Origin of the sequence: uncultured Tessaracoccus sp. (assembly GCF_947255005.1) — a bacterium.
GTDB lineage: Bacteria > Actinomycetota > Actinomycetes > Propionibacteriales > Propionibacteriaceae > Arachnia.
In genome coordinates this window covers 21,589-35,634 of sequence record NZ_CAMYFI010000004.1, presented here as the reverse complement: position 1 = coordinate 35,634, position 14,046 = coordinate 21,589, and the positions used below count along the sequence as shown (strand labels likewise).

The following is a 14,046-nucleotide window of genomic DNA, read 5'->3' as shown; positions in this document are numbered from 1 at the left end:
TGGTTCGGGTGCAAGCACCAGTGTATTCGCCGCCAGCAGTGGGGTTGAATACTGCGAGCTCCGTCGATGGGGTCGGTGTCGGCTCGAATTGTGGAGCTAAGGGGATTCGAACCCCTGACCTCTTCCATGCCATGGAAGCGCGCTACCAACTGCGCCATAGCCCCGAGATCGCACTTGCGACTCGCAGAACATTAGCGCACTCATCCAGGAAAGGGAAATCGCTCGCAGTGAGGGGCTCGTCGCGAAATCTTTACCTCCCCCAGGCAGGTGCAACCTGTGCGGCAACTGAGCGGATCATGTGTCATCTGCTTCCCGACGGTGCCTCGTCGCGCGGGAGCAAGTGACAGTTGATCCGGAACTGAGCCGCACAGGTTGCCTGTGCCTGGGGAGGGGACGGGGCTCTAGGCTGGTGGTATGTCGTCGCATGGTCACCGTCTGCTTCACGTGGACGATCTCACTGTGGAGGTGGCGCGTCGCAGCGTCAAGCGCGCTCGCCTGATGGTTCGCCCCGACGGCAGCGTCAGGCTGAGCGCTCCGCAGCGCATGTCCGAACGTGAGCTCAGGGCATTCGTCCTTGACAATCGGGATTGGCTGCTGCGCACCATGCAACGCCAGCGCAACCGGCAGATGCCCGTCGACGACCTCACCGACGGCGGCTCCATGACGCTGTGGGGGAGCAGCGTCGCAGTGGAACGACTCGCAGGCCGCACCCGAGCGACATTTCAAGACGGCCGCGTGTTCATCACCGCACCCGACGATGCCGCGGCCGCTCGTGCCGCCCACAGCCTACGTCAGCGGCTGCTGGCACAAGCCGTCGAGCGGCTTGCTCCGCCGTTGCGAGATCGCGTCGGGCGGACCCCGTCGGCCTTCCGATATCGCGCCATGACCTCGCGCTGGGGAAGCTGCAACGTGCGCACCCATGTGATCACCTTGAACACTTGGCTCGTGCAGCGGCCCGAAGCGGAGCTCGAGTACGTACTCGCGCACGAGCTGGCGCACCTCGTCGAGGCGGGGCACGGACCCCGCTTCTACGCCATGCTCGATCGCGCGCTGCCAGACTGGAAGCGACGCCGGTCGGAGTTGCGCAACCACGTTCCGCCGCGCGGCTAGGGTGAGTGTCATGTTGACGCGCGAGCAATGGCAATCACGGGCGGCTCAGCACCGTGACGGGGTCCAGCGTGAGCTCGCCGACGTCGTCTGGCGCCGAGACCGCGGCATGAAAGAGCCCGTCGACGACTTCCTCTTCCACTACTACAACCTGCGCCCCTCACACCTCATGCAGTGGCACCCCGGGGTGGGCGTCGAGCTCGAAGACGACGGATCGTGGCAGCCACCGCACTACCGCGTGCAGAACGGCATCGCGCAATTCGACGCGGACGCATTCCTTGCCAAGCGTCGGGGCACAGTTGAGACTGCCCGACGCCTACTCGCCGCCGCGGCCGCGATGCAGCCAAGGTTCGGATGCTTCGGCATGCACGAGTGGGCCATGGTGCACGGCCTCGAGCAACACGAGACCAGGCACTCCTACCTTCCGCTGCGCTACAGCGTCGACGAACGCGCGCAGATCTTGCGAGATGTGGGCTGTCGCTGCTCCCATTTCGATGCGTTCCGGTTTTTTACACCGCAAGCGAAGCCGCTCAACCTGGTGACTCCGACGCGAGAACTGCAAACAGAGTTCGATCAGCCAGGCTGCCTGCACGTGAACATGGATCTCTACCGATGGGCGGGCAAGCTCTGGCCGGCCGTGTCATCGTCGCTGCTGTTCGCAACCTTCACACTTGCGCGCGAGATTCGCGTCGTCGACATGCGAGCCTCCGCCTACGACCTCACCGAGTGGGGACACGAGCCCATCCGCGTAGAGACCTCCGAAGGGCGTCATGAGTACGCCCGGTTACAGCGCGGGTTTGCCGAGCGGGCGGAGCCGCTTCGCAACGATCTCATCAAGGTGATCGCGCAACTCGGCGTGGCAACCTAGAAAATCCCCACCCATCTGCAATTCTAACCCCGCCGCAGGCATGTGGCGTCTTCCCCTTAGGCCAGTCGGAGGGTCTCATGCGTAACCGACATGCGTTGTTTGGTGTGATCACCACGCTGGCGACGGTGTTCTCTGTGTCAGCCTGTGCGCCGGCCCCCTCCGCGATCCCCGCGCCCCGCGACGCACGGGTGGCATCGTCAACGACGACGCCCGCCACCCAGAGCTTTCCCAGCGCGACAGTCACCCCAACGCCGACCACAGTGTCGATCAAACCCACTCCGACGCCCACCGAAGCACCGTCTTCACCTTCCGCGATGCCCAGCCCGACGCCAACTATCGAACCATCCCTCTACCACGCAGGAGACGAGGGTGAAGAGATCCGCGAGCTCCAGCACCGCCTTCTCCAGCTTCACTGGTTCGAAGGCGAGATCACGGGTTCGTATGGCCCGACGACGCAGGCAGCCGTCGAAGGGTTCCAGGCCAAGCGGCAGCTCCCCGTGACGGGTACCGTCGATGCGACGACGTGGAAGCGTCTCGTGGAGATGACGAAGACACCCACGCACGATGAGAAACACAACGTGGTACAGCCTGGCCCGGCGCTGATGAAGCCAGGGGACAAGGGCGATGAAGTCCGCGAACTGCAGTCCCGCCTCCGGCAGATCGGCTGGTATGGGCCCACCGTCGACGGCGTGTACGGCAAGGCAACCGTCGAGGGCGTTCGCGGATTCCAACAGAAGCGTGATATTCCCGTCACCGGCGAGGTCGACCAGCGAACCCTCGACCGCCTGCGCGCCATGACGCACAAACCCACGCCCGACGAGCTCGCGAACAAGATTCCGAAGAAGACGGAAGCCACCACTGGCGGCATGAAACTTGATCCTCGCTGCCTGAGCGGGCGAGCAATCTGCATCTCGAAGCAGGCACGTCAGCTCGCGTGGGTGGTCGACGGGAAGGTCAGTCTCACGATGGATGTCCGTTTCGGCTCCAAACGCACTCCGACGAGGGAAGGTGCGTTTAGGGTGGAGTTTAAGTCGCGTCACCACGTCTCGAAGCTGTATAACTCGAAGATGCCCTACGCTATGTTTTTCAGCGGAGGGCAAGCCGTCCACTACTCGAGCGATTTCAGAGCCCGCGGCTACAACGGCGCCTCGCACGGTTGCGTCAACGTACGAGACGAGGGTGCCGTCGCCGCGCTCTTCGCAGCGGTGAACGTGGGCGACAAGGTCATTGTCTACTGACGTAGCAACAATTTTGGAAGGTGCAGCACGTTGATCGGTTTCGCGATCCTCCTTCAGGTCCTGGGGTCCTTCCTGTTTGCCGGGGGAGCCGCACTTCAGAGCCTTGGCGTTCGTTCTACGTTCGACGAGGACACCCCCGCCTCAGATAACCGGCTTTCCATCCGTGGGTTGTTGGAGCTCGTGTTGATCCCGAAGTGGTCGCTCGGTTTGCTGTGCGTGTTGCTCGGTGCGGGAATTAATTTCGCGGCGCTCACGTTCGCGCCCATCGCCGTGGTGCAGCCGATCGGCATCGTCGCCGTCATCTGGTCTGTGTTGCTGGCAGCTCGAATCCACAAGCATCGGATTTCGGGGCATGTGTGGATCGCGGTGGCTGTCACCTTCGTTGGGCTGGTGGGGTTCACCATCATCTCGACGCGGAACGCCACCGGCAATGAGGAAGCAACCTTGCTGTCGTTGCTGGTGACCTTCGGTGTGGTCGTGACCATTTCTGTTGTGATGTCGGCCATCACACCGCACGTGACGCCATGGTTGAAAGCCATGCTGTGGTCGTCGATCGGGGCCATGCTGTACGGCATGGCGACAGGCATGCTCAAAGCCACTGCTGACATGGTGTTGACGTACCACGAACCATGGCTCGACCCCAAAGTGCTTGTGGCAATCGCGTTGATGCTCGTCGGGTTTCTTGGCGGAGTCTGGATGATCCAGCAGGGCTACGCCTCCGGCCCGGCCGAGATCACGGTGGCCACCATGACGACGGTGGATCCGGTCGTCGCTGTGCTCTTCGGCCTCATCGTACTCGCTGAAGGCAGGTACATGGGGGTATGGGCTGGCACCGGCATGATCGTGATGGGCGCTGTCGCCATTTACGGCGTCGTGATGCTCAGCCACTACCACCCCGACGCCGTCAAAGAACGGGCCGAGCGCAAGCGCCAAAGCGCTGCCGGTCAGCCGACCTCTCACTAACCGGGAATCGGCAACGCCGTGATGGCGCGGCCATTCGCGGTGGTGAGCACCAAGGTGGCATCGCCGCGCGGCATCCTCACCTCGAGTGTTCCGGTGGTAGGGGCGCCCGGCGACACGGTAATGACGGGCTCCCCCTCTGGTGCGTAACTTTCACGGGTTTCATTCGTGAACACGAAGAAAGAGAACCGTCGACTTTGCTGGTCGGTGGTGATGGAGTAACCAAGCTCCAGCCCGTCTGAGGTCCAGCGATGCGAGGTAATCTCAACGATTCCCGTACCGTTGCCGTCGTACGGGATAGCGTTCCCGGTGACGCTGGGGGACGGAAACGCGGACGCGGGCGGTTGCTCAGACGCCTCAGGTTCGGGCTGCGCCGGCTGCACCACGAGCACGATCAGCAGCACAGCAACCGCACCGATGATGGCCGCCACCCACGGCCACACGGGTTTGCGCGGGGGCTCGAAATCTGGCACAACTGGTGGCGTCGAGGGACGCTGGCCGAACGGTTGCCGGGGATCTCGCTCCACCCGTTCCTCAAAATGCGGAGGACGCCAATTCGGGTCATTGCGCGACCACGGATCGGGCTGCCCAGGCTGCCCGCCGGGCCACTGCTGGTTACTCATGGGTTGAAGCGTAGCCGCCGGAGTTATCCACAGCTTCATGCCCCGATGCAAATTTACCTGTGCTCGCTGCCACAGTGCAGAGCATGACGATTACTGAAACCCGTACTGTCCGCTGCCGCAGCCGTGCCGAACTCCTCGCGCTGCCGCCCGCCCAATTCGGCTTCTTGCCGAAAGAATCTGTCGTCGCCATGCGCATGTCCGGCACGGAAATGCTGTTCATGGGCCGCCTGGATCTCTCCCACGTCGGGGAGAGCTGTCAACACGCGGCAGAGAGCATCACGAGGATGGCGGCGAGCAACCCTGCTCGTGATCCGCACTGGATGCTGCTCGGCTACACAGCCTCCCCGAACTTGGGTGCCGCGTTGATGACAAGCCTCGCCGACGAGTTGGATGCAGTCTCCATCATGGTGCTCACTGACGGGACGAGCACCTGGGAAGTCGTGAACGGTACGCTGATCGATGAAGAAGCAGCGGTCGTCTCCGACGCACTCACCGAGCACATCGCCGAACTGTGGCCGGGGGAGGTGGCAGCATCGCGCGACGAGGCCGTCGCGGGGGTCTATCGCTGGCAGCCTTCGAAAGAACTCACCTCCGCAGCCCGACGCCGCGTCGAAGCGTTGAACGATGCGGCCCGCATGGAGCTCCTCGAGTCGCTGCTGGGCGGCACCCTCACCGACGCCGAGGCTGCCGAACTGGCCGTGCTGCTGGGCTACGAGGAACCATTTGGTGAGGTGGTGGCGCAAATGAACCGCGACGTCGCGCCGTCGCGACGCGCATCGCTACTGGCTGCTCGCGTTCAGGCGCCTGTACGCAGTGTCGCTAACGTGCTGTCACTGCTGGCCCTTGCCTACTGGCTGGAAGGCGCCGGTGCACTCGCCGCCGAGTGCCTCATCCAAATCAATCGCGACGAGGAACGCCACCCGCTCGCTGACACGGTGGGCGTGCTGCTTAAGTTGGGAGTTCCTCCGTCGCGTTGGGATGAACGCTGAACTATCGTAGAGGCCATGCGCTTTGTTGTCTTAGGTGAAGCCCTCATCGACCTCATCCCCGACGGGAACAAGACCTCCGCGAGCAGTTCATGGGTTGCCCGCTCAGGCGGCGGGCCGATGAACACAGCCATCGGGCTCGGACGTCTTGGCTGCGACGTGCAATTTCTCGGCCGATTGAGTGAAGACTCCTTCGGGCAACAGCTCACACAGCACATCGAAACCAACGGTGTCGGCACCGACTACGCCGTCCGCACCTATGATCCAACCACGCTGGCCGTGGTGTCACTCAGCGACGACGGGAAAGCCAGCTACGCCTTCCACACAGTGGGAACCACCAATTTCAACTGGTCAGAGCAAGAATTTCCTGAACTGGACCCGTCGGATTGGTTGCACTTCGGGTCGCTCGTCGCTGTCCTCGAGCCATCTTTTGCACAAGTACATCGTTTCTTGTCGAAAACCCCGAACAAGAAAAGCTTTGACATCAACGTGCGCCCCAATGTGCTGAGGGATCGGGAGGAGTACGTGCACAAGGTGCGCGCCATGGCCTCCCTCGTCGGGCAGTCGGGCGGTTTCGTGAAGGCCTCCGACGAAGATCTCGCCTGGCTCGTCGATTTCAAGGAGGAACCGCTCGACGTTGCTCAACGCTACTGCCGTGACTACTCCGTTGATTTCGTGATTGTCACCCTGGGCAGCGACGGCGCCGTCGCGGTGGGGCGTGGAGGGGAACTCGCCAGGGTTCCGGGCCGGCGCGTCGAGGTGGTGGACACCGTCGGTGCAGGCGACACCTTCAACGCCGGATTCTTGCAGGCCTTCAACGGCGACAACCTCGAGGAAGCCATGCGACGAGGCGTGGCCGCGTCGTCGCTGGTATGCACGAAGGCGGGGGCTCAACCGCCGACGAGCGACGAGGTGGATGCCGTCCTCGCCTGACGGTCAGCCGACACTAACCCCGTGCTGGGCACGATATATTGGCCCAGCACCATGCACAGGAGGATCAACGTGAGTCGCGAGCACTACGACAGGGAAGCAGCCCAGGAGAAGTGGCAGGCTTTCTGGGAACACGACGAGACGTTCAAGGCGAAGGACGACGGCAAGCGTGAACGCCGCTACGTGCTCGACATGTTCCCGTACCCGTCGGGTGATCTGCACATGGGCCACGCCGAAGCCTATGCGATGGGTGACGTGGTGGCGCGCTATCTGCGCCTCAAGGGTTACGACGTGCTGCATCCCATCGGTTGGGACTCGTTCGGGTTGCCCGCCGAAAACGCGGCCATTCAGAACAATGCGCATCCGGCTGAATGGACGTACAACAATATCGAAACGCAGGTTGGTTCCTTCAAGCGGTACGGTCTGAGCCTCGACTGGTCCAGGCGCCTGCACACCTCCGACGAGGAGTATTACCGCTGGACCCAGTGGCTGTTCTTGCGCTTCTATGAGCGTGGTTTGGCGTACCGGAAGGACTCCTACGTCAACTGGTGCCCGAAAGACCAGACGGTGCTCGCGAATGAGCAGGTGGTGGATGGGCGCTGCGAGCGCTGCAAGAGCGAGGTCACTAAGCGCAAGCTCAACCAGTGGTACTTCAAGATCACCGATTACGCCGACCGATTGCTCGACGACATGCAGCAGCTGCAAGACGGCTGGCCCGAGCACGTGCTGGCGATGCAGCGCAACTGGATTGGTCGCTCCGAGGGCGCTCATGTCGATTTCCATGTCGACGGTCGCGACGAGCCCATCACGGTGTTCACGACGCGCCCCGACACCCTCTATGGTGCCACCTACGTCGTGGTCGCGCCCGATTCCGAATTGGCGGCCGAGCTCGTCACCGACGAGCACAAGGCTGAGTTCGAAGCGTACGTTGAGGCAGCGAAGAAGGCCACGGAGATCGAGCGGCAATCTACCGAACGAGAGAAGACGGGCGTCTTCCTCGGCTCCTACGCCGTCAACCCCGTCAACGGTGAACAGATCCCCATCTGGGCGGCTGACTACGTGCTTTCCGACTACGGCACCGGCGCCGTGATGGCCGTCCCAGCACACGATCAGCGAGACCTCGACTTCGCCCGGAAGTTCGGGCTGCCCGTGCGCGTCGTCCTCGATGTCGACGGCGCCGACCCGGCCGAGACGGGTGTGGCCACCGTAGGCGATGGGGCCTACCGCAACTCCGATGTGCTTGATGGACTCACCGACAAGGTCTCGGGCGTTCGTCGCATCATCGACAAACTCGAATCCGACGGCACCGGGCGTGGCACCATCCAGTACCGCCTGCGCGACTGGCTCTTGTCTAGGCAGCGATTCTGGGGCTGCCCCATCCCCATCATCCACTGCCCAGCATGTGGCGAAGTGCCCGTACCCGACGAGCAACTACCCGTCCGGCTTCCCGATCTTCGTGGCGAACAGCTCGCTCCCAAGGGCACCTCGCCCTTGGCCGCAGCCACGGAGTGGGTCAGCGTCGCGTGCCCCAAGTGCGGTGCCAAAGCGAAGCGCGACACCGACACGATGGACACGTTCGTCGACTCCTCGTGGTACTTCTTCCGCTACTGCTCGCCGGGCTACACCGAGGGCCCTTTCAACCCCGACGACGTGAACCGTTGGATGCCCGTTGCGCAGTACGTGGGCGGCATCGAGCACGCCATCTTGCACCTGCTTTACATGCGATTCTTCTCGAAGGTGCTGCACGATCTCGGCCTCATCCAATTCGACGAGCCCATGCTGAAGCTGCTCAACCAGGGCCAGGTTCTCAACGAGGGTAAGGCCATGAGCAAATCGCTTGGTAACGGCGTCGACCTCGGGCAGCAGATCGACGAGTTTGGCGTCGACGCAGTCCGCGTCACCATGGTGTTCGCCGGCCCTCCGGAGGACGCCATCGACTGGGCGAACCTCTCACCGGCGAGCTCGCTGAAGTTCCTGCAGCGCGCGCACCGCGTCGCTGCGGAAGTGGCAAGCGCACCCGGCACCCCGGCAGATGGGGGAGATAAGCAGCTACGGAAGGCGACGCACCAGGCCATCGCTGAAATCTCGACGCTCGTGGAGGACGGGCGCTTCAACGTGGCAGTGGCGAGAATCATGGAACTCGTTAACGCGACGCGTAAGGCCATCGACGGCGACGCCGGCCCGGCAGATCCCGCCGTCCGTGAAGCGGCGGAGTTCACCGCACAGGCGCTTTCCCTGGTGGCACCCTACGTCGCTGAGGAAATGTGGGAGCTGCTCGGTCACGCTCCGTCGGTGGCGAACAGCACGTGGCCGACATCCGATCCGGAGCTGGCTGCAGAAGATCTCGTCACGATGGTGGTGCAGATGCAAGGCAAGATTCGCGCCAAGATAGAGGTGGCGGCGGATATTGACGAGGACGCTGCCCTTGAGCTGGCCATGGCCGATCCGAACGTACAGCGCAACCTCGACGGACGCCCTGTCGTCAAGGTGATCGCCAAGCTGCCCAAGATGCTCAGCTTGGTGGTTGGAAAGTAGCCGAGCGAGCGACTTTTCCACAGATTTCGTCTCGCGTGGGAATCTCGGGCGTGTCGCGCCCATCCTGCTTGTATGAAGAAGCAGACCACGAACCAGGCGGATGAACTCGCCAGAGCCAGGCTGGCGTACGTAAGCATCGGCCAGCCCTCCCTCACCGCACCCAGGCGTGCCGCCGACAAACCCGACGCGCCGCTGGAATCAGACCAGGAACCACCGCCCGACCAGCACGGTGCGCCGGTGCTCCCGGAGCCGCCCGACGCAGAACACAAACAGATGCTTGCATCCTGGCGTGACGCGCTTGCGCTCAAGCGGGCTCACGTTGTTGCCCTGGCCATGGTGCTGGCGGTGGTGGCGGTCACGCTGGGGCTCACGTTCAGCAAATCCAATGCGACGGAGGTGGCGCTCCAGCCCGAGCTCGCCACGTCGGACGTTCCCGGCGAGCAGCCGACCCCGGCGAAATCCCAGCAGGTGTCTTCACCGTCGGTCTCGCCGTCGCCTGCGACCATCAGGGTGCACGTTGCCGGGGCGGTATCGTCCCCGGGCGTGGTGACGCTCCCCGCCGAGGCCATCGTCGTCGATGCCATCCAGGCCGCAGGCGGCCTCACCGATGAAGCCGTTCCCGGAGACCTCAACCTCGCGGCGCCGGTGACGGCAGGAATGCAGGTGAAGGTGGGACGCCGAGGCGATGAGAGCCACATCGTGGCCGCGGAGGGCGCTGCCGCTGCCGGTGACGCCGCGTCGACTGGCAACGATGGCAGCGGGTCCGACAAGCGCGTCAACCTCAACACGGCCACAGCGCAACAGCTTGAGGCGCTCCCCGGTGTGGGTCCGGTGACGGCTGCGGCCATCGTCGCGTGGCGAGAAGAGCACGGGGGGTTCACTGCCCCAACGGAGCTGCAAGAGGTCACAGGCATCGGCCCGAAAACCTTCAGCAAACTCGAGCCCCACATCACGGTGTGAAACGGCACGACTGGCGGCTCCTGCCCATCGCGGTGGGGGTGTGGGTGGGTGCGGTGGTGGGTACGTCGGAGCTGGTTTGGTGCATGCTCACAACTGTGGCGACGGGGACTATCGCCGGCATCGTGGTGTGGCGTCGGTATCCGTGGGCAGCGCTGGGCTGCCTCGCGCTGGTGATCGTCACGGGGCTCATCGGACTGCTGGCCCTGCAACGTGCCGGTTCGACATTGGCTGCACTCGCCGAGCAACGCGCGATCGTCCGGGCAGAAATCCGCATCGTCTCCGAACCGAAGCCGCTGCCGGCCAAGCCGCCGTTGCCTCCCTCAGGTACCGTCCTGGTCACCGTGGTAAACGTGGAAGCCCGGGGCATGGGTACGCGCCAAGCCATGCCGGCGCGATTGCGCGGAAGTGGGGAGCAGCTCGACGATCTGCTCGCCCTGCGTATCGGCGCAACCTACGTTGTACAAGGTCGCTTGCGCGCCACCGACCGCGGCGACAGCGAGGTTGCCGTGTTGGCCTTACGGCAGGTCGAGTCCATGCGTCACCCACCGGACGTAATCGATCGGCTCGCTGCCGGGTTGCGCGACGGGCTTCGTCGCTCGGTAGCTTCGTCTCCCGAGGATCAAAGGGCGTTGGTGCCGTCGCTGGTCGTGGGTGATACCTCCCGTATCTCGCAGGCGATGTCGGATGATTTCAAAGCGACGGGGCTCACCCATTTGCTGGCGGTGTCCGGTGCCAACTTGGCGCTCATGCTCGGTGTGATCCTGGCGCTACTTCGAGGTGTGGGTGTGCGCGGATGGCTGGTGCGCGCCGCCGCGGTGGCGGGCGTCGGCCTGTTCGTTATCGTCTGTGGCCCGGAGCCGTCGGTGCAACGCGCAGCAGTGATGGGGCTGGTGAGTTTGGCCGCGACGGGCGTCGGTACCGGACGGCGCAGCATCCGAGGCATGTGCGTGGCAGTGGTGGTGCTCATGGCGCTCGACCCGTGGCTGTCCAGAGCCCCCGGATTCTGGCTGTCGCTGGCTGCCTGCTTGGGCATCGTGTTGCTCGGCCCGGTCTTTATACAGGCGCTCACCCGCTGGGCGCCCCGCTGGCTCGCGGAGGCGCTCTCCATTCCGCTGGCGGCACAGATCATGACGCAACCCATCGTCACGTGGTTGAGCGACCAGGTCTCCCTCGTGGGAGTTCTCGCCAACGTTGTGGCCGGGCCCTTTGTCGGGCCAACCACGGCACTCGGTTTCGCGGCTGCCTGCACCTGCATGCTGCCGCCGGTCAGCACCATGCTGGGCTGGGCAGCAGGATGGAGTGCGCAGCCCATTGTGTGGATTGCAGAAGCCGGAGCGCGCCTGCCGAACGCCACTATTGCTTGGGTGCCGGGACCTGTGGGGTTGCTGATGGTGATGCTGGCGTGCGGAGCACTCCCAGTGCTCGCCCAACCCGTACTGAGGCGCTGGTGGGCGACGATGATCGTCGGCGCGTTGCTGTGCTCGGGCATGGTGTGGAGGCCAGCGCAGCCAGGCTGGCCAGGCGAAGACTGGCGGGTCGCGTTTTGTGATGTAGGGCAGGGCGATGCCACCGTCTTGCGCGCGAGCCCCACCACCGCCGTGTTGGTTGACGTCGGCCCGGAGCCAGCGCCGGTGCTGGAATGCCTCGAACTTCTGGGAGTGCAGCAGGTTCCTGTGGTGGTGCTCACTCACTTTCATGCCGATCACGTCCGAGCGTTTCCCGCCATCGCACGACGGTTTCAGCTCGAGCTGGTGCTGACGAGCCCGTTGCAGAAGCCCACCTTCGAAGCAGAGCAGGTGCGCCGCACAGCCGGCGAAGCGGAAGTGCGTGCCACCCGTTCCGGCGAGACGTTCGCTATCGGTGACGTGCGGTGGGCGACGATCTCCGCGTGGCAACCGCGTGGGGGCGGAAGCGCCGTTGGGCAAGGGGAGTCTTCGGAGGAGAACGATTCGTCTGTCGTGGGCGTCGCGCATGTGCAGGGACTCTCGGTGATGCTAGCAGGCGACGCCGAGCCAGCTGGGCAGCGCGAGGCTCTGCGGCAGGCACGTCGCCATGGCTTGTCGTTGCGAGCGCAAGTGCTGAAATTACCGCACCATGGTTCGTCGAGGCAGGAGCCTGAATTCTTTGCGGCTACCGGGGCGGTGATCGCGGTCGCCAGTTCGGGAGCCGAGAATTCCTACGGACATCCTGCGGACGCGGCTTTGCGGTTAGCAACGCAGCAGGGCATGGCGGTGGCCCGCACGGACGAGGATGGCTCGGTGGCGCTCGAGCTGGGGGAGCGTATCCAGATTCGGAAGGCTGGCAAGTGAGCACCACGCGCCGCTCAGATGTGCCCCTGTCGAGTTGTCAGCTGCACAGCATAGGCTTAGCTACATGAACGGATTCGGCAGCACGATACTCATCACAGGCACGGCGTCGTTGCTGGCCGAACGTGCCGTCGACGAGCGCAAGCGCGCGGCACTGAGCGTCGAGCCAGGGGCAGATGTGAATCAGATCACGGCCTCCGAGCTGGAAGACACCATGCTCAGCGAGGTCGTCGGAGGGTCACTGTTTTCCAGCCAAATCATCGCCATTATTGACGACGTGGGCGCCTGCCCGGCAGTGGTCGTTGACCAGCTCGTCGACGTGGCGAAACATCCCGGGCCGGATCTGTGCCTCATTCTCGTCCACGGTGGAGGAAACAAGGGCAAGGGGCTCATCGACAAGCTCAAGAAAGCGAAGATTGAGACCATCAAAGTCGAGGCGCCAAAACCGTGGGAGCTGTGGAAATTCGTGGTAGCCGAGGCGCGCAAATATCGGCTGCGCACGACGCAGGAAGCAGCCGAGGCGCTGATCGCTGCGGTAGGTTCCGACCTACGCGCCATCGTCGCGTCGGTCGCGCAGTTGGCTGGCGACAACGATCGCGACGAAATCGACGTTCCCCTGATCCGCCGCTACTTCGCCGGGCGAGCTGAGGTATCGAGCTTTTCTGTGGCCGACGCGGTGCTCGCTGGTAACGCCACGTTGGCGCTCGAACGCCTCAGGTGGGCGGTCGATACAGGAACTGCGGCAGTGCTCATCACGTCCGCGATGGCGAGCAACTTCCGATCGATGGGGAAGTACCTCGACGCCCAGAATCGCCGCATGAACGACGGCGAACTCGCCCGGCACCTCGGGGTGCCGTTCTTCAAAATAAAGGACCTGCGCAATTATGCCCGCCGATGGAATTCCGACGGGGTCAGCTCGGCCATCGAGCGCATCGCCCAGGCGGACGCGGACGTGAAGGGCGCGGCGACGGACCCTGACTACGCCTTAGAATCTATGGCGCTCGACGTGCTCCAGTGCCAGTACCGAGGGAGCTGAACGGTCCTGCGTCGTTACCCGCGAAGATAGATCAACTTCGTGGCTCGTCTACCCGCCACGAAATTGATCTATTTTGGCCATGGACGTGAAGTGGCACGCAAAACAGCGCCTCGGCCACCGAGTCGGGCCGAGGCGCTAAACCTGATTGGCTGGTATCAGGCCTGCAACGCGGCGGTTGTCGACGAGAGCGCCGACTTCCGGTTTGCAGCCTGGTTGGCGTGGATGACGCCCTTCGAAACGGCCTTGTCCAGAGCGCGGTTCGCGACGGCGGTGAGTTCTGCTGCCTTCTCAGCATCGCCCTCGGCGATGGCGGCGCGGGCTTCACGCACGTGCGTGCGCAGCTTCGACTTCACGGCCTTGTTGCGCTGGCGCGCAGCTTCGTTGGTCTTGTTGCGCTTTATTTGGGACTTGATGTTTGCCACGAAAAATCCTTCTGGTGCTCGGTCATGCGTAAACCTGGACGCGACGATCCACAATACAGGGCAAGGCCGCGGCTC

At 63.8% G+C, this 14,046-nt stretch carries 12 protein-coding genes and 1 tRNA gene; 10 read left to right on the top strand and 3 right to left on the bottom strand.

The genetic code is table 11. From position 1 onward, the window contains the following. Nucleotides 1–91: 91 nt before the first annotated feature. Nucleotides 92–164: transfer RNA gene (locus tag Q0X61_RS01805), tRNA-Ala, on the bottom strand. A 250-nt stretch (nucleotides 165–414) separates the two neighbouring features. Between Q0X61_RS01805 and Q0X61_RS01800 the strand changes: the two genes are divergently transcribed. The 4 genes from Q0X61_RS01800 (at nucleotide 415) to Q0X61_RS01785 (ending at nucleotide 4,176) form a co-directional block, all read left to right on the top strand. Continuing rightward, entirely contained in the window at nucleotides 415–1,110 is a 696-nt protein-coding gene (locus Q0X61_RS01800; protein ID WP_297739754.1) for a M48 family metallopeptidase, read from the top strand. A gap of 10 nt (nucleotides 1,111–1,120) precedes the next feature. Beyond that, nucleotides 1,121–1,975, top strand: a complete 855-nt coding sequence (locus tag Q0X61_RS01795; RefSeq protein ID WP_297739752.1) for a 3-methyladenine DNA glycosylase — start codon at nucleotides 1,121–1,123, stop codon at nucleotides 1,973–1,975. A 77-nt stretch (nucleotides 1,976–2,052) separates the two neighbouring features. Continuing rightward, the gene (locus tag Q0X61_RS01790; RefSeq protein WP_297739750.1) at nucleotides 2,053–3,213 is read left to right on the top strand and encodes a peptidoglycan-binding protein; all 1,161 of its coding nucleotides are present in this window, start codon (nucleotides 2,053–2,055) and stop codon (nucleotides 3,211–3,213) included. Nucleotides 3,214–3,243: 30 nt separating this feature from the next. Then, entirely contained in the window at nucleotides 3,244–4,176 is a 933-nt protein-coding gene (locus Q0X61_RS01785) for a DMT family transporter (protein WP_297739748.1), read from the top strand. Here Q0X61_RS01785 and Q0X61_RS01780 read toward each other — a convergent pair. Beyond that, nucleotides 4,173–4,796: a hypothetical protein gene (locus Q0X61_RS01780; RefSeq protein WP_297739746.1), complete on the bottom strand. Its 624-nt coding sequence runs from the start codon at nucleotides 4,794–4,796 to the stop codon at nucleotides 4,173–4,175. The two genes, Q0X61_RS01785 and Q0X61_RS01780, sit on opposite strands and share 4 nt — an antisense overlap. A gap of 83 nt (nucleotides 4,797–4,879) precedes the next feature. Here Q0X61_RS01780 and Q0X61_RS01775 point away from each other — a divergent pair, with 83 nt between their 5' ends. From Q0X61_RS01775 to holA, 6 genes are all read left to right on the top strand, one after another. After that, nucleotides 4,880–5,785 carry a DUF4192 family protein gene (locus Q0X61_RS01775; RefSeq protein ID WP_297739744.1) on the top strand — a complete coding sequence of 302 codons (906 nt, stop codon included), beginning with the start codon at nucleotides 4,880–4,882 and terminating at the stop codon, nucleotides 5,783–5,785. A gap of 15 nt (nucleotides 5,786–5,800) precedes the next feature. Continuing rightward, on the top strand, nucleotides 5,801–6,715 hold the full coding sequence (locus tag Q0X61_RS01770; protein ID WP_297739742.1) for a carbohydrate kinase: 915 nt from the start codon (nucleotides 5,801–5,803) through the stop codon (nucleotides 6,713–6,715). A 69-nt stretch (nucleotides 6,716–6,784) separates the two neighbouring features. Next, entirely contained in the window at nucleotides 6,785–9,247 is a 2,463-nt protein-coding gene (leuS, locus tag Q0X61_RS01765; protein WP_297739740.1) for a leucine--tRNA ligase, read from the top strand. Nucleotides 9,248–9,319: 72 nt separating this feature from the next. Then, nucleotides 9,320–10,207, top strand: a complete 888-nt coding sequence (locus Q0X61_RS01760; protein WP_297739738.1) for a helix-hairpin-helix domain-containing protein — start codon at nucleotides 9,320–9,322, stop codon at nucleotides 10,205–10,207. Then, nucleotides 10,204–12,516: a ComEC/Rec2 family competence protein gene (locus Q0X61_RS01755; RefSeq protein ID WP_297739736.1), complete on the top strand. Its 2,313-nt coding sequence runs from the start codon at nucleotides 10,204–10,206 to the stop codon at nucleotides 12,514–12,516. Before Q0X61_RS01760 ends, Q0X61_RS01755 begins: the two co-directional genes overlap by 4 nt. 64 nt (nucleotides 12,517–12,580) lie before the next feature. After that, nucleotides 12,581–13,549 carry a DNA polymerase III subunit delta gene (gene holA / locus Q0X61_RS01750; protein ID WP_297739734.1) on the top strand — a complete coding sequence of 323 codons (969 nt, stop codon included), beginning with the start codon at nucleotides 12,581–12,583 and terminating at the stop codon, nucleotides 13,547–13,549. A 155-nt stretch (nucleotides 13,550–13,704) separates the two neighbouring features. On the opposite strand, the gene rpsT is transcribed toward holA, so the two are convergent. Beyond that, nucleotides 13,705–13,971 (bottom strand): 30S ribosomal protein S20, encoded by a 267-nt coding sequence (gene rpsT, locus Q0X61_RS01745; protein WP_297739732.1) that lies wholly within the window; start codon nucleotides 13,969–13,971, stop codon nucleotides 13,705–13,707. Between the last annotated feature and the right edge of the window lie 75 nt (nucleotides 13,972–14,046).